Source organism: Arcicella aquatica (assembly GCF_034928825.1).
In the GTDB taxonomy this organism is placed as follows: Bacteria; Bacteroidota; Bacteroidia; order Cytophagales; family Spirosomataceae; genus Arcicella; species Arcicella aquatica.
Genome location: NZ_JAYFUL010000031.1, coordinates 25,827 through 41,631, shown reverse-complemented (window position 1 = coordinate 41,631; position 15,805 = coordinate 25,827). Strand labels below are relative to the sequence as shown.

Genomic DNA, 15,805 nt, shown 5'->3' with positions numbered 1-15,805 from the left:
TTATATATTTACTTTGGCAACCAATACAGACATATCATCTGTGCCACGAGCATGATCTTTATATAATGCTCCAGCTATAATTTCTGGAGGATGCTTTAAAACCCCTGGCAAACTGTTCAGGCTCCACCGCCCCCTCAAGCCATCAGAATGCATAATAAGGGTTTGGTATTTATTTAATTCAACAACAGAATCTGTTAAGGTACGCGGAATATTAAGACCTACGATGCCGTTATAAGGCGTGTAGTTTTTTCCCTCCAAACCATTATATATAGAGGTAGCTATATTACCAACGCCACATAGAAACCATTTTTGTGCTTTAAAATCAAGATGAGCAATTGTAGCCACCAGTCCTCTCGTTTTTTTCACCTCTTGGTGAATATATTGCAGGGTAGCAACAGGACTTTTTTCACGACAGGCTTTAAAGGCAGTAATCGCTGTACTTACTGCTTCATGGGCATGATTGCCATGACCCAGCCCATCCCCTAAAAAGAAAAAAACTCCGTCATTTACATGTTTAACAGCATATCCATCACCACAATTGGTTTCGCCCGGCATATTTACCTTCACTCCACCCAACTTGATATTCTCTTCACTAACAAACGTACTTTGTGTTTTTTTATAAACTTTACAATAGACAATAGTTCCCCAGTCCTTTAGTGTATAAACCGATGATTCAGAGCTTAATCGTTCAATAGCACCTAACCCTTGACCAAGCGTTTGTGAGGTAGAGGCTCCATCCTTCATCATTTGTACAAGGTTGCTGATGCCTCGCCCTTTGTCTAAGCAGTAAAGCTCAAAGAAATCCCCTTTAATATCAGTACTTGTGCGGTATAAAAACTCTCCTTCTCCTACAAACTTTACAAGGTTTGAAGAAAGCTCAGAAACTATTATATCTATTTCACCCGTTTTCTGCGAGCTAAAACCTGTAGCAACGCAAAGGTTATGTATTTCACGTTTCACAAAAGACACATAGCTTTTATCCTCGACCCTATAACTGTAAAACGTATTATCCATTCTTCCACTTAATTATTGTAACCATCGTGCCTTTCCCGACCGCAGATTGTATATTGAATTCATTCACTAGCCTTTTTGTTCCCGGAAGACCTAATCCCAGACTCTTACCACTGCTATAACCATCTCTCATCGCCAAATCAATATCAGCTATACCAGGGCCTTTATCGCTAAAGACTAAACGAATACCGTTTTCTCTACCATTATTAACAGACTCTATACTTACCATACCACCACCGCCATATTTCAAGAGGTTACGTGCAAGTTCGCTTGCAGCAGTTATCAACTTAGTTTGATTTAAAATACCCATACCAATCTTCACTGCCGCATCTTTTACCTTATTGCGAAAAGGTATTACATCCAGATCTCGGACAACAACAAATTCTTCTTTATTCAGTATCGTCGTCGTAGTCATCATAATCGCTTTGGTTGTCACTTAATTCTATCTTAGAACGCAATAAATCCATTCCTTTTTCTACATTAAGTGCCGTTGATACCCCAGTTAGGGTTAATCCCAATTCAACCAAAGTAATAGCAACCGCAGGCTGCATCCCTACGATAACTGATTCTGCTCCCATAATTTTAGACATCATACCGATATTTCCTAATATTCTCCCCATGAAGGAGTCTATAATAGAAACGGAAGAAATATCTATTAATACACCTTTTGATTCGTATTTCTTAACTGAATTTACAAGGTCTGTCTCCAGATTCTCTGCCAGTTGGTCATACAAGTCTACCTGTATCGTTACCAACAAAAAATCACCCATTTTTAAAATAGGAATTCTCTCCATAATGTTTATACTCGCTAATTATTTCTTTTTGATAACTTGAATTTGCAGCATATTGAACGCTGTTTTTAGCGCACTGGCAAGTGTTGATTTGGTAATAATACCAGAAAGGTCTATCCCCAAATGTACTACTATTTGGGCAATCTCAGGTCTGATCCCACTAATGATGCATTCTGCCCCTAAAAGACGTGTAGCACTCACGGTTTTTATAAGGTGTTGTGCCACAAGTGTATCAACTGCTGGAACACCAGAAATATCAAGAATAGCGATAGTACTGCCTGTTTCAACAATTTGTTGTAAAAGACTTTCCATTACAACTTGTGTCCTTGCGCTATCAAGCGTTCCGATAATTGGTAGGGCAACAATTCCGTCCCAAACCTTGATAACAGGCGTAGAAATCTCGGTTATTTCATCAGTTTGTCTTGATATTATATCTTCACGACCTTTTATAAAACTTTCAAAAGTTAACACACTCATGTTATCAACAATCTTACTAATTTTAAGGCTATCAGCGTAAAGTTTTGCAGCATCATTAACGTTGTTGTACAGTACTTCTAAGAGGGCTTCTTTGAAGGTAAAAAGGTAAAAGCCAGTTTCTCTATAGGTGTAACCTTGCTTGGCACGAGAAACAGAAATGCCCATAAGCACTTCGTTTACTATATCCAACCCGTTAGCATTTTTATCCTCAAGGGCAGTAGTATTCAATGCACCCAAGAATGAGTCTACAAGTTCTTTAGAATCTTTAAGCTGATTATCTACATTAAAATATGCTTCTTCCTCTTTTTGCTTTGCTACCCATATATTTATGATAGCGTCCCTGTTATTCTTTAAAATTTCGATTGTTGGTTTGTCCATTATGCTTTTGCTAATTATTAAAAAGGGTTACTACAAATAAAAAATTTGTAAGTTGAAATACACTAAGGTTAACTTTTTAAAATTTGGTTAGGCTTAATGACTGCGTATTCTGCAATATCATCGAAAATGAAAAATGTTGTAATTGATAAACATAACAGTTTATCAATATAATGATGATGGGCTAATCTATGATGTTTTAAAGGAACGATTTAAGACTTATTTAATTGTCACAAAATGATAATCTACAGATTATTCAAAAACTTTGTACTGATGAAAGACTTAAACATATTAAGTTTAGACATAAAATAACGCCATTGGAAGCCAATGGCGTTATTGGTCTTTTAAGTGGAGAGTATGGAACTCACACCCTCCTATTATACAATGTTTATTTTGACCTAGTTAGCTCTTTCGCTAACCTCCTGCCACCTTAAGTGCCACCTCGTAAGGATAAAAAAATTAGGCTTCTGCAGCCATAATTTTTTTGCCTTCATAGTTTGGGAAAAATGTAATTACTTTCCCAGCACTTGGTCTCATAGGGACAGGACTAAGCTTTCCCATTAGTTGGCGTTGCAAAGATATGGTATATCTTAAATCTTCTATTGTTTTTTCATATCTATCTATGACTTTCTCCCAAAGTTTAGTATCAGGACTTATTGATTGTTCTGTTTTGAACATTTCACCTTCGCCTCTTAATAACCAATCAGGATTAATATTTGGATAATTATCTAAAGTGCTATTAAGCATTTTAAAGCCAGGATCATTATCTCCATTTGTGACCCGAATTATGGCAGTAGAACTTACATTTATACTTTTAGCAAAAGAATTGTTATTCATTTTTAAAGCTTTAATAACAGCCTCAAATCGTTGAGCAATTGTTGTCTCCATTTTCTTTTTTGCTTGATTTTTTTAACGATTTCAAATTTATATTAATTGAAGTTTTTGATTTTACTAAATAGTTTTTCCTTTATATTAAATAGTATTAATTGTAAAATATTGATAATTAGTTTGTTATATTTTTATTGTGCATTTTAGTATAAATATTATACTAAATAGTTGATATAATAAATTATTTAGTATAATATTGCATTGTAAAAGACAGCAAAATATTCTGTAAATATTACAGAATATTTTACAAATGTCAAACATATTTTAGTTAACGGTATATAATTTAGCTAAATGGATACTATTGCCACCACTCAAACACTAAATAGTTACTGTGATTTTTGGAAAAAACAGGATACTAAAAAATATCACCTTTTCGAGGCTGACCTTGCCCGTGAAGGTATGATTGACAATTTTAAATACTTGCTCCGCAAAGAGCGTGAGGGTATCAAAAAACATGAAATTGAGGCTATCAATTTGCTAGAAGTACCCTCTTGGGTTAGAACTTGCCTAGTAAATCACTTAGGTTTCAGACACGAGGACTTTGACGAAAACCAAATTCCCAATCCTAGTTTAGCATCTGTGTAAATAAAACGATGATGTTGTAGTATTTTAAATTCACAACTCATCACTCACAATTCATCATTCAATAAAATGATAGACTTTATTAAAAACTTAACGGAAGATGCCATCTTTCAGTTTGGGCTTGCCATGTTCATTGGCTTTATGTCGGTAGCCTTTTTTGGTGAATTGTTGGTTAAATCTGAATGGGTTCGGGATGTGCTGATTGGTAAGGAAGGAGGCGAAAACTAATGCAGGATATCCATATTTATACAGGGTTATTGCTGGGGGCTATCCTTGCTTGTTTTTATTACAGAAACCGTAAACCACCCAATCAATGGAATTGATACAAGCCTTTGTGAAGGAACATTTTCGCCTGATTATTATCGCCCTATGGTTCATTTTGCTTTATGGTGCTTTAAGAATTGTTGGCAATTCACCCAATAAAGAATAACACCAATGGCAAACAACGAAGACTTAAAAAAGATGTTGTATGAAGGCCTTGCCATGGAAATTAGCCAGCTTTCAGACTTTACGAAAGTGTCCTTTCAAATGGAGCGTTTATCACGAACTTGCAGGCTGAAAGGTATCAATGTATTTGAGTTTTTAAAGCAAGAACTGGGCAACGTTAGCCCCGAAATTATCACAGCAGATAGCTTTGAGTGTAGTGGCTGTGGAAGGAAATTTAAGAGCCAAGCTGCCCTCACGGGACATCGGCCAAATAAGTGCAAGATTATTGTTAAATAGGTTAGGATGCAGCAATGGGTGTTTGTTTTACGGACGCACATTCTACAGATGCTTGGTCTAACAGGTAAGGCGTTCCTTTGATTTTTAGGTGTGATCAAGGGAATATACAGGTTCGATTCCTGTAGCATCTGCCCATAGATGAATAGGTTTGATTTTGATGAAGTAGCCCTCTCGCTGAGAGGGCAGTACTTTCATTTGTCAGCCTGCGTATATGTTTAATCGTTCAATGAATTAGCTTGTAATGTTGGTTTATCTGTGGTTCGAATCCACAACAAGCACAGCGGGAAATAGCGTAGTGGAAGCACAAAAAGGCCTTGACATGGCCAACGTGTAACCACTACTACCAAACCATTTTATTTGTACCCTTGGCAGGTTTTAGGACTGGCAAAGGGCAGGACGTAAATTGTCTAATTTTAACCATGAGAATTGAAAAAACCTTTAATCATCAATTTGGAAAAGTAATAGAGCGTTATCATGCCTTTGCTCGGGAACACAACGAACAGCAGGAAGTCACCAAAGCGACGATGTTAAGAGAGCCTCACCTCTCGAAAGTAAAAGCCATTACGGCTTTGTACTTAAAGGAATTTTGGAACATGATGAACTCGCCCATTTGGGCAGATTCCGACCGTGTGCCTGTGTTAGACATCACTCGCTGGGATTTGGCCAATCTTTGTAATTGTAGCCGTAGAGCCGTGCAAGATCACCTTGCCAGACTAAGTACTTATGGCATTATTGAAGTAGAAGAAGCTTATACAAACGGTAAAAATAACGGCTATAAAATCCGTTTAAATCTCTGGTTTTTACTCGGAATTTCGGAATTCAAACCCATCATTAAAAGCCACAGCGAAAAACCGACCATCGTTTTGAAAACCACCGACCCTTCCCTTTTACAAACTTTGCCACACTTAAATAACCAAAAAGAAAATTTAAACAATACAGATAAAGCGGAAGATGTTGATAACCTACCCCACGAAAGACACCAAGAAATTGGCCAAGAAAAGCAAGAAATAGCCCAAACCTCCCCACTAAACCAAGAAAATAACCATGAAAAAAACAAGGGGGCGGCAGGCGATCCTGGGGCTGGCCATCCTGCGGGCGAAAATATTGAAAACCCAAAATCTTACAGCTCCGACGAACGCTTTGAGGCCTACCGAAAAGGCAATTTGAATAAACTAAGATACGCCAAAGCACCTGTGAGCCAGCCCAAAGGCATTTCAGACGTTGAAAAGGGCTTAATCGTCCAGAACTTCTGGAACTTTGCCAAAGAGCTATTTTACCCAAATAAACGCTTTGTGACGAAGATTGAGAGCGAAATCAAACAAGTTATTAGAAAAGACATTTTTAGCGATTTTACGGGGCAGTATGGCTTTGATTATTGGCAGATTTACAACATGAGAATGCAGTACTGGGCAGAAAAGAAACAGGCATTCGATGCTAAGCTCGACCGTGAGGCCTATTTCCCATTACAATATTTTGCCAAAGAATACGGCACAGCCCAAAAACAAGGCTTTTTAGTTGTGAAAATTTGGGAACGCAAAGCCGAAAAATCATTGAAAGAAATTGAGTTTGAACGTGAGCTAGAACGTGCTAAACTCATGATGATTCAATACTCAAGCAGTGGAGCTGTGCCAAGAGGACAAGCCCAGAAAATCAAAGACATTACCCAGTTAGCACAGTATTACTACCGCAAACTTTCGGTAAAAACTAACAGCGAATACGTACAGAAATTCAATACCTTTTTAACAACATCAAACTTTTTGAAATCATGCAACAGCAAACAACCACAGTATTAGTAAAATGGAAACTAAAGTACATTCTACCGAATGGCGTTTGGTTGCCCATCAAAGGAAGCTCAGATATTATCGTTTTCGGGAAAGTAAGCTCGCTACGTCTACAAGCAGCAGCCAAATTAGTAAACGGCTTCAAAGACCCTTTTGATAATGCCTATATCTACGAAGTAGGCTACAACGGCAAGCTAATCGCCCAGTACGATAAACAATTGAAACGCTTTGTAATGTTATGATTTTACCCAAAAGACCAGGCGAAGCAGAAAGAGAAGCCCAGAAGGCCTATTGCCAGCAATTAGTACGAGATTACTTTGAAGGCCTAAAAATCATTGATACCGAAAGCGAAGTAATCCATAGCCGATTATTAAGTAAACAGGAAACTTTAACCTATCAGATTAAAGTAACACCTACCAAAACCATTATCATACTTCAATAAAGAAAATATCAATACTAATACTTATATATTATAGAATTTGATAATATTATAAGTGGTTGAGATTCAGGCAATAAGATTGATTTTGATTTTTTAGTAAAATGTATAAATGGAAATTTATACTATAAAAATGGAAATATTTTTTAAAAAATGGAAATTAATTTTAATTATTGGAATTAAAATGCAATATTTGCAATATAAAATAAGCCGTCACAAAATATTTTTAATCGCCAAAAAACATGGATCACTTTAATATTATACAAGCCTTATGTAGATCAGCATTATCCAACCCGTCAGAGGCTGTTTTACATCAAGTAAACCGATTGAAACAAGCCTTAGATAAAGATGGAAAAGATAAAGAGGTGAAAATAATTGACAATTTATTAAAACAAGTAGATAAGTTAGTTGATATGTCTCCAAGTAAAATACAAAAGTCATTAATTAGATTTGAAGGAGAAGAATTAACTCATAAAACACCTTTGCCTGTGGATAAGGAGACTTCAACTCCACTAGCTGAAATAATTTTTACAGATCAATTACCAACCGAACCTCCAATTTTTGATGCAAATATTAAAGTTGCTTTAAACTCAATAATAAATGAATGGTTAAATTTTGAAAAATTAAAAAGTATTGACGCACAACCATCAAGATCTTGTTTGATTTATGGTGAACCAGGAACTGGAAAAACTCACCTCGCTTTATGGATTGCAAAACAAATGAATACACCTGTTGTTTTGGTGAGATTAGATGGGTTAATGTCTTCTTTTTTAGGGACTACTTCAAGAAATATCGGTAACTTATTCTCATTCGCAGCAAAATATAGATGTGTTCTTTTATTAGACGAGTTTGATGCAATTGCAAAACTTAGAAATGATACTCAAGAAGTAGGTGAAATTAAAAGAGTAGTAAATACCTTACTTCAAAATTTAGACTCTAGAAAGAATACTGGTTTTACAATTGGAATAACAAATCATGAGTCACTTCTTGACCCAGCTATTTGGAGAAGATTTGAGGCTCAAATTGAGATACCTAAACCATCATTTGAAGTTATGTACTCAATTCTAAATAAATTTCTTAATACTTTAAGTTTCAATGAAAATGAGTTAAAGTTTTTATCATGGTGTATAGAAGGAGCTTCGGGTGCTGATGCTGAATCTCTCTCTAAATGGTTAAAGAAATCATCTGTACTAAATCAGCAAGCAACCTTAGTCGATAATGTAAGAAGATTTGCAATGTTAAATTCAGGACGTGTTAATCTAAAAAAAAGAAATATTTTAGCTAGCTCAAATGATGAAGATTTAATAAATTCATTATTGAACGAGACTACTATTAATTTTAAACAAAGAGAAATTGCTACATTATTAAACAAAAATCCATCTGCCTTAAGTAAGCATGTTTCAAAAAGTAAAAGACTATAAAAATATACAACTATGCAAAAAAGCCCTATTCAAGTAGTAGTGAATTCTCATGATTTTGTTGATTTTTGGGAACGTCAAGGAGGTGGTTCTAAAAAAGATTTCTATGAAAATAGAGATGATGAATTTATTAATCATAAAAATAAACTAATTAAGCAATTAAGTTTATTGAATGAGAAAAAAACTGACTTTGATTTTTCTGATGTTCAATTTGTTAAACTCAGATTAAAACAATCTGCATTGGCAAAATCACATCGCCCAACAAAAATTTTTTCAAATGATATCGCACCAATTGTTGGAGGTGGAGACTTAGGGGAGCTTTATATAGAACTAACACCTAACAGTATAGGAAAAATAACTGAAAAGATTAGAAGTGCTGAAAATGAAACTAGATGGAAAATAAATAAAGATGGAAAAACAGAAGCAAATCCAACATCAATTAGAAGTGCTGTAGGATCAATTGACGATATAAGCTCCTATTCAAAATCAGACAAAAGAAAATTTTCTGTTACTGAAGGGATTGAATGGATTAGTAAGCCTCAAACTGGAGGAGCTTACATTATTGAATTATTTGAAATATTACCGCCAAGAAATCAATGGGATATTTTACCAGAGTACAAATTTAGACTTTTTAAAAGCTTTATTGAAGGGTTAACGCAAATTGGTAATGGTCTTGTTGCAACAACAATTGCTGGTATTGGTAATAAAGATGCTATTATGGGAATTCGTTTGGAAGAGAGCAGTTCTAAACCGAATATTCAAATTTCACCTACATCATCATCTGCAAAAAAAGAAAGTTTAATTAAACAGATTGTTTTAGATGAAAATAAACATTATGCACTATTAAATTTTCTTGATAAGCACCCCCTTGTTAAGAAAATATTACTGCCTCCTGTAATATCAAAAAACGAAAGTAAAAGCGATTCTAATTCTAATATAGTTGAGGAATATTCTCAACCGCAGAAGAACTCTTTAAATTCATATCCAAAAGTATGTATTGTTGATGGAGGAGTTTCTGATTTATTAAATAATTGGATCATTGAAAGATGGGGATTACTAAGCAAATCTGATAAAGATGAGGAGCATGGAACATTTATTGGAGGATTATTACTTTCAGGTCAATCATTAAATGGGAAACAAATTTGCAAAGAAATTGACGGATGTAATATAATTGACCTTGATCTTCTTCCAATTCCTTCCTCATTCGAAAATTATTATTCACAACCTTTACAATTTTTTAGAGAACTTGAATTAGCCGTTAAAGATTTAAAAGAAAAAACAGGAGTTAGAGTTTTTAATTTTAGTTTAAATATAGAAGAGCATGTAACAAGTGAGGGTTATAGCTCTGCTGCCAAGATGCTTGATAAAATTTCAGAAGAAAATGATGTGATTTTTATTATTTCTGCTGGAAATACTGATCCTAATGATTTTAGAAAAGAATGGCCAAATGATCCAATTGATGCGTTAAGTATACTAGCAGCCTCAAAAAATGATATTATTAAAACTCCTGCAGAGAGTTCTAGGAATTTGAGCGTTGCTGCATTAAATCCTCCTAATTTGAAAGGGGTAGTACCATTTGCTCCAAGTAACTATACTTGTAGAGGCCCTGGAATAAGAGTTGGATTAAAGCCAGATTTAGCTCATATTGGAGGTGCAGGAAGTTCAACAAATACAGGATTGAAATCTTTGGATTCAAATGGAAAAATAATAGAAGGTTGTGGAACAAGTTATGCTGCTCCAAATGTAGCCAAGGTATTAGCATCTTTGGATCATACTATTGAAGGGCAAGTGTCAAGAGAAACTTTAATAGGAATGTCTATTCACAGTGCAACTTTACCCGATGTTCTAAATGATTCCAAATTTTCAGAGGTCGCAAAATTTCTTGTTGGTTTCGGAATACCTAGTAGTTCGGAAGAAATTTTAAATGGGAGTGAAAATGAAATTACATTAGTTTTTGCTACGAGATTAATTCATGGTAAAAAAATGACATTTGACTTTTCATGGCCTCCTTCTTTAGTGAAAAATGGAAAGTGTATAGGTAAGGCAAGATTAACCATTGTTAGTACTCCTCCATTTGATTACCGTTATGGAGCAGAATTTGTACGTGTAAATATAGATGGTCATTTAAGACAACTGCAGAATAATGGAGGTTATAAAGGAAGACTAGACCCTATATATATACCGAATCATTCGGTCGAAAGTATTTTAACTGAAAAAAATCAGATTTCTCATTCTTTTAAGTGGAGTCCTGTCAAAGTATATGAAAAGGAGTTTGTTAAAGGAGTAGGACCAAGTATAAATTGGCGACTAGAAGTTGATTATTTAGAAAGAGAGGGAGAACGTATTCCACCTATTGGAATACCTTTCACAGCAATACTTACTATATCTGATTCTAGCAAAAGTAAGCCTATTTTTAATGAAATGCGACAGAGTTTACAATCTTTAGGTGTTAAAATCCTAGATATTAAAACAGCAGCGAGAGTTAGTGCAAGAATTTAGATAATATATTTAATTGATATGATAACCTTTTTAATCACCTAAAATAGACTAAGCAAAAAAAATGCCCTCACCGTTCCACCAGAAGAGCATTTTTGGGAAGTAATCAGCAAAAAGATGCAAAGGGAATAGTCGACCCCAAGTGCTATCTTGCTAATAATTTTTACAAAGGTAAACTAAGAGTTGGTTTTAACACAATATGTTCCGAAGTAAAATTTATGGCTAGAGCTCATCTTTAAATCTTTTTTTAAACAATTTAAAATTTAAACGAGACGCAATGTCAAAAAAAAATCAGCATGTGGTTCCTCATAATGATGGATGGGGAGTCAAAGGTGCAAATTCGGAACGCATCACAAAAATTACCGAAACAAAAAAAGAAGCTGTACAAATTGCTCGTACTATTTCGAAAAATCAAGGGTCTGAGTTAATCATTCATGGTAAAGACGGTAAGATTCAGTCTAGAGATAGCCATGGACACGATCCATATCCACCGAAAGGTTAGTTTTTTGTAAGGCTTTACATTTTCAATTTAATTGTTTCATCTTTTTGGGATTTATTTGGAGTTACTATTCCAATTCTCAAAACTAACCCAGTTTACAAATGTCAAAATTTCAGATTTTCAGAAGTTCAGTAAATAATTATTACTATTTTAGATTCATGGCTAGCAATGGAGAACAAATTCTCTCTAGTGAAGCTTATGCTACAAAGCAAGGTTGTGTAAATGGTGTTGCTTCAGTGAAAGCTAATGCTCCTTACGATTCTACCTATATCAGAGTTGATAACCCTTCAAATTATAGATTTAATATGAAGGCTAATAACAATGAGATTATTGCTAGAAGTAGTGAAGGATATACAACCTCTTATAATAGAGAGCATGCTATCACTTTAGTTAAGAGAGACGCACCTTCTGCTAATGTAGTAGATTTAACGTAGTTGATTCTTTAAAAAAGTTTGAATATTCTTTAAACTTTTCTATCTTAGTTTTTAAAAAACTATGATGAAAACTGCCATAATAACGGCTACAGAAGGGGGCTTCCCTAAATGGTATAAAAATGATGGATTTGCTAAAGATTTAAAAGTAGCTGATTGGTTATTTACTTATTGTGGTTGGAAGCTTCTTGATGGTTATCCTCAATTGGTAGTTTGTATCGAAGTTATTGATTGGAAAGAAGGTGATAAATATTTTCCTTCTAATAATACAGAGCTTTTTATTCTTGGAGATAGGATGATTTTAAATTAGATACTTCCAAACCAGCCCCAACAAGGCTGGTTTTTTTTTGTCCTTCCTCACATCCCAACTTCTCCCCAAATTTGAATCAAAAAAAGCAATGAATTGGTTAAAATTAGTTTGGGGTTTTATTGGCAGTGGCTTTGCTATTAATTACAAAATGATTCTGCAGGAAGTACTGGTGTCGATTATTGTATCGGTGTTGGTTTGGGCTATTCTAAAGCCTTTTGGCATCGAGCAAAAAGAGAACAAAGAGCTGTTTTCGTTGGCCACTACTACACAAAGAACACTTGATTCACTACGGTTTCAAGAAATACTCAACTCCCAACAAACGATTATTGATTCATTGAGTAACGTAATCCATACTCAACATGAAAGCGATTCTCTTAGGGCTAACGCTCGTTTGTCTAAGCTCGAAGCTGCTCGGGCAATCAACAATTACCTCCAGCTCCGACAGCACTCTGGTAATTAAAACATTGTTCAACAATGCTCCAGCCATTTTGGATAGCCTGACTAGATTTAGTTTTGTCAAAGACAAAAACAAAGCGTTGAACCTTGAGCTACTTCATTGGAAAAACAATTACACTAGACTAAATGCGCAAGCCCAAAACTGTTTGGTTGATCAGCTGAACTATATCCAAAGCCAAAACAACTTAAAACAGGAATTAACGCTCATCGATACAAAGCTTACTAAAAGCAAACTCGAGAATTGGGCTTGGCGTATCGGTGCATTAGTTGGAACAGCCCTGCTGGTAAAAAATCAATTAAAATAAGTCCTGTCGGAAATGTCTTGCGTGTATAATCTTTGTTCTAAGGCTGTAAGCGGTAGGCTTTAGGCTATAAGCTTTTTTAAAAATGGCAACATAAATCGTACATCCGATGACTGAAAGCTTACAGCCTATCGGATACTGCCTAAAGCAAAAAAACATGAGCATTAAAAGAGTAATAAAACGCAGGGCTGTTTTTGCCGAAATACACCAAGATACTCGTGGCGACGAAGTTCACCAGTTTTCAGTAAAGTATCGTAAAACCGACGGCTCAATAGGTTTCAAAGCCAGTGTGTCGAAGAATTTCAGAAACGTAGCTAGTAAAGGTAAATACCGTGGTAGCGTCAATACAAACCATGTACTATTACTGGTGGATCATGAGACCAACCGAACCTTTGAAATCTTGATTGATTTGATGGTGGAGTATAATGGATTGTTGATTGATCACTCTGTGTAGCTTTAAGCTGTAAGCTATAAGCCATAAGCTTTCGGACTTCGGATTTCGACTGAAAGCCTAAAGCTTACTGCCTATAGCCTAAAGCAAATAATTAAGTTCTACAATTAAGCTAAAATATGAAAGTACAAAAAATTTCAGAATCGCTGTTTGTGTTAGATTCTGCTGTGCTACAGCTGACCTCACGAGATGCTGCCTTTGGATATCGGGACGGTCTTTTGAGTGGCGGAGCTTCTACTGATCACATCAAATGGGGACTTCAGGACAATATGCCTAACATGATGAAAGCCATGATTGTAGGCAATAACCAAGTGCCTGCCCAGCTAGTCAGTATCAGGGATATGATTTATGCCAGTGGTGTTGGTTTCTTCAAAAAAGAGATTGACGAAAAAACCAAAAAGCAATCGCTGGTATCATATACCGATAGCAAGCTGGAAGACTGGAGCTGGGACGTGGATCTGCAAAACCATGTGGCCGCTGGCATCAATCAGTATGTAGAAACGGGCAACAAGTTTAGCAAAATGGTGTGGGATGTTGCTAACAAATGGTTTCGTCCCGAGCTGAGCGATTCGTTTTATACCAGAATTGGCAACCCCACTAACGGAAAAATCATTGATTATCATGTAAACGAAAACTTTGGAGCTGGCCGCTTTGCCAGTGCCAGCGATAGTGATATTATCAAAGCTTTTGATTTTAGGAATCCTGATGTTAGCCGTAAGCAGGTTACCTCAATGCTCCACTCCAAAGAGCGTATCCCTGGTAATCCTTTTTATGCCTATCCGACGTGGTGGTGTGCCAAAGAATGGATTGAGCTGGCGAACCTGATTCCCGTTTTTCATAAATCAGGTATCCAAAATGGCTATAATATCAAATACTTAATCAGGATGCCAAACGATTATTTTGATGCCCAAAGCGGTAAAGCCTTGGACGAAAAAGAAAGATCCAGAAAATGGTCTGACTTTTCGGATAATCTATCCAAATGGATGTCTGGCCAGAAAAACGTAAACAAGGCCATGTTTATCAAGTACCTCCGTGGAGCGGACGGTAAAATGATGGATAACGTAGATGTGCAGCCACTAAAAAATGAAATGTCTGACGATGCCTACGCTCGGGTTTGGGAAATGGCCAGTATTTCAATCGCCAACGCCATGGGTATTTTACCAACGTTAGCAGGGGTTAATCCTGGTAAGGGAAATGACTCAGGATCACAGATTAGGGTCATGGCCGATTATCAACAACATTTTAGAACCCCAGTGCCACGGATGATTATCCTGCAGGATATTCAATACGCCATTCGAGCCATGGGTTATAAAGATGTTTTTCCAGCATTTAAAGAAGTTCAAATCACCACGCTTGATACCAATCCAACGGGTGCTCAGGCAGTTGTAAACCAAGCAGCATAATGTTAGTAAACGAAACCATATTCAAAGCACAGCTGGGCGGTATTCAATCATCAATCAATTGGAAAACTGTTGAGCCTTTTGTAAAAATGGCTGCCCGAACATTCCGAAAACAAATTGGTAGAGAGTTTTATACTGAATTGGCCAATAATCAAAGCGACGAAGACATGGCCGAGCTCGCAGATTTAGCCAAAGGAATAGAAGCTTGGCAAGGGTATGATTTAGCCTTCCCACATTTAAAACTAAAAGTTGGGGATTTAGGCTTGATGAAAAGCTCACCAGCCAATTCCGTCGCCATTACCAAATGGGAATATGTCGATAGCCGAGAGGCAAACATGACCATGGTTGATAAGCTTCAGGAAGATTTCTATCAATTGCTGGAGGAAGTAGAGCCAGAAAGTTGGAAAGGTACTGAAGCCTATAAAATCCGCAGAAGGCTCTTTATTCGCTCAGCCAGTGAGCTCGGTAGAAAAATAACGTTAGTCGGCCGAAATTCAAGATTTTTTGATGTGCTGACTACTTACATAGAACGAGCTGAAAATAGTTATATCAGGCCGCTTTTAACCAATGCTGTTTTTGATGTCTTGAAGGAAAAATGGCAAAACGGCACAGAGCTTTCAAGTCTTGAAAAACAGCTTATCAACCATATTCAATGGGCTTTGGCGTACCTAAGTTTATACGAAGCCTACCCATATTTGCCATTAGTAGTGGATATGAACGGAATCAGGGAGGCAAGGTTTAAAGATGGCACACGAGAAGAAGAAACGGCCTCTGACAAACTAAAGAATAGCCAAAAACAGGCACTTTGGAACGACGGCACTAAGTTCTTAAAGAACATTGAAACCTTTATGAACGATAACGCCACAGCGACACAATGGGCGGCTTATTATCAAAAGAATTTGCTTAATAATGATTTTGAAGCGGATGATTTTACGGACAAGCCCCATGTGATTTTATAAGTTTAAATAGATTGCTACA

The 15,805-nt window shown here is 36.1% G+C and carries 21 protein-coding genes and 1 tRNA gene; 17 read left to right on the top strand and 5 right to left on the bottom strand.

Translation table 11 applies throughout. The features are described 5' to 3' along the window. The 5 genes from VB264_RS16955 to VB264_RS16935 all read right to left on the bottom strand — a co-directional run bounded on the left by VB264_RS16955 (window position 1) and on the right by VB264_RS16935 (window position 3,542). Window positions 1–1,014, bottom strand: a complete 1,014-nt coding sequence (locus tag VB264_RS16955) for a SpoIIE family protein phosphatase (RefSeq protein ID WP_323251156.1) — start codon at window positions 1,012–1,014, stop codon at window positions 1–3. Further along, entirely contained in the window at window positions 1,007–1,426 is a 420-nt protein-coding gene (locus VB264_RS16950; RefSeq protein ID WP_407654661.1) for an anti-sigma regulatory factor, read from the bottom strand. The genes VB264_RS16955 and VB264_RS16950 overlap by 8 nt, the downstream gene beginning before the upstream one ends. Continuing rightward, on the bottom strand, window positions 1,401–1,805 hold the full coding sequence (locus VB264_RS16945) for an STAS domain-containing protein (RefSeq protein WP_323251153.1): 405 nt from the start codon (window positions 1,803–1,805) through the stop codon (window positions 1,401–1,403). The genes VB264_RS16950 and VB264_RS16945 overlap by 26 nt, the downstream gene beginning before the upstream one ends. 18 nt (window positions 1,806–1,823) lie before the next feature. After that, window positions 1,824–2,657, bottom strand: a complete 834-nt coding sequence (locus VB264_RS16940; RefSeq protein WP_323251151.1) for an STAS domain-containing protein — start codon at window positions 2,655–2,657, stop codon at window positions 1,824–1,826. A gap of 456 nt (window positions 2,658–3,113) precedes the next feature. Further along, entirely contained in the window at window positions 3,114–3,542 is a 429-nt protein-coding gene (locus tag VB264_RS16935) for a hypothetical protein (RefSeq protein WP_323251149.1), read from the bottom strand. Window positions 3,543–3,833: 291 nt separating this feature from the next. Between VB264_RS16935 and VB264_RS16930 the strand changes: the two genes are divergently transcribed. From VB264_RS16930 to VB264_RS16850, 17 genes are all read left to right on the top strand, one after another. Then, window positions 3,834–4,127, top strand: a complete 294-nt coding sequence (locus tag VB264_RS16930; protein ID WP_323251147.1) for a hypothetical protein — start codon at window positions 3,834–3,836, stop codon at window positions 4,125–4,127. Between the two features lie 66 nt (window positions 4,128–4,193). After that, window positions 4,194–4,352, top strand: coding sequence for a hypothetical protein (locus tag VB264_RS16925; protein ID WP_323251145.1), 159 nt, complete (start codon window positions 4,194–4,196; stop codon window positions 4,350–4,352). 207 nt (window positions 4,353–4,559) lie between these two features. Continuing rightward, window positions 4,560–4,847, top strand: coding sequence for a hypothetical protein (locus tag VB264_RS16920; protein ID WP_323251142.1), 288 nt, complete (start codon window positions 4,560–4,562; stop codon window positions 4,845–4,847). Between the two features lie 46 nt (window positions 4,848–4,893). Further along, window positions 4,894–4,978 (top strand) — tRNA-OTHER (locus VB264_RS16915). A gap of 288 nt (window positions 4,979–5,266) precedes the next feature. Beyond that, the gene (locus tag VB264_RS16910) at window positions 5,267–6,640 is read left to right on the top strand and encodes a hypothetical protein (RefSeq protein ID WP_323251140.1); all 1,374 of its coding nucleotides are present in this window, start codon (window positions 5,267–5,269) and stop codon (window positions 6,638–6,640) included. Continuing rightward, window positions 6,613–6,870, top strand: coding sequence for a hypothetical protein (locus VB264_RS16905; protein WP_323251138.1), 258 nt, complete (start codon window positions 6,613–6,615; stop codon window positions 6,868–6,870). The genes VB264_RS16910 and VB264_RS16905 overlap by 28 nt, the downstream gene beginning before the upstream one ends. After that, the gene (locus VB264_RS16900; RefSeq protein WP_323251136.1) at window positions 6,867–7,070 is read left to right on the top strand and encodes a hypothetical protein; all 204 of its coding nucleotides are present in this window, start codon (window positions 6,867–6,869) and stop codon (window positions 7,068–7,070) included. Before VB264_RS16905 ends, VB264_RS16900 begins: the two co-directional genes overlap by 4 nt. Window positions 7,071–7,306: 236 nt before the next feature. After that, window positions 7,307–8,485 (top strand): AAA family ATPase, encoded by a 1,179-nt coding sequence (locus VB264_RS16895; protein ID WP_323251134.1) that lies wholly within the window; start codon window positions 7,307–7,309, stop codon window positions 8,483–8,485. A gap of 12 nt (window positions 8,486–8,497) precedes the next feature. Continuing rightward, window positions 8,498–10,981 (top strand): S8 family peptidase, encoded by a 2,484-nt coding sequence (locus tag VB264_RS16890; RefSeq protein WP_323251132.1) that lies wholly within the window; start codon window positions 8,498–8,500, stop codon window positions 10,979–10,981. Window positions 10,982–11,255: 274 nt separating this feature from the next. Then, window positions 11,256–11,480: a DUF2188 domain-containing protein gene (locus VB264_RS16885; protein WP_323251130.1), complete on the top strand. Its 225-nt coding sequence runs from the start codon at window positions 11,256–11,258 to the stop codon at window positions 11,478–11,480. A gap of 98 nt (window positions 11,481–11,578) precedes the next feature. After that, window positions 11,579–11,911 (top strand): YegP family protein, encoded by a 333-nt coding sequence (locus VB264_RS16880; protein ID WP_323251128.1) that lies wholly within the window; start codon window positions 11,579–11,581, stop codon window positions 11,909–11,911. Between the two features lie 61 nt (window positions 11,912–11,972). Then, a complete protein-coding gene (locus VB264_RS16875) occupies window positions 11,973–12,218 on the top strand; it encodes a hypothetical protein (protein WP_323251126.1) in 246 nt (81 codons plus the stop codon). An 88-nt stretch (window positions 12,219–12,306) separates the two neighbouring features. Beyond that, window positions 12,307–12,678: a hypothetical protein gene (locus VB264_RS16870; protein ID WP_323251124.1), complete on the top strand. Its 372-nt coding sequence runs from the start codon at window positions 12,307–12,309 to the stop codon at window positions 12,676–12,678. Between the two features lie 4 nt (window positions 12,679–12,682). Continuing rightward, a complete protein-coding gene (locus VB264_RS16865) occupies window positions 12,683–12,979 on the top strand; it encodes a hypothetical protein (RefSeq protein WP_323251122.1) in 297 nt (98 codons plus the stop codon). Between the two features lie 106 nt (window positions 12,980–13,085). Next, entirely contained in the window at window positions 13,086–13,430 is a 345-nt protein-coding gene (locus VB264_RS16860; RefSeq protein ID WP_323251120.1) for a hypothetical protein, read from the top strand. A 164-nt stretch (window positions 13,431–13,594) separates the two neighbouring features. After that, window positions 13,595–14,830 (top strand): phage portal family protein, encoded by a 1,236-nt coding sequence (locus VB264_RS16855; protein WP_323251118.1) that lies wholly within the window; start codon window positions 13,595–13,597, stop codon window positions 14,828–14,830. After that, entirely contained in the window at window positions 14,830–15,786 is a 957-nt protein-coding gene (locus VB264_RS16850) for a DUF6712 family protein (RefSeq protein WP_323251116.1), read from the top strand. The genes VB264_RS16855 and VB264_RS16850 overlap by 1 nt, the downstream gene beginning before the upstream one ends. Window positions 15,787–15,805 lie beyond the last annotated feature (19 nt).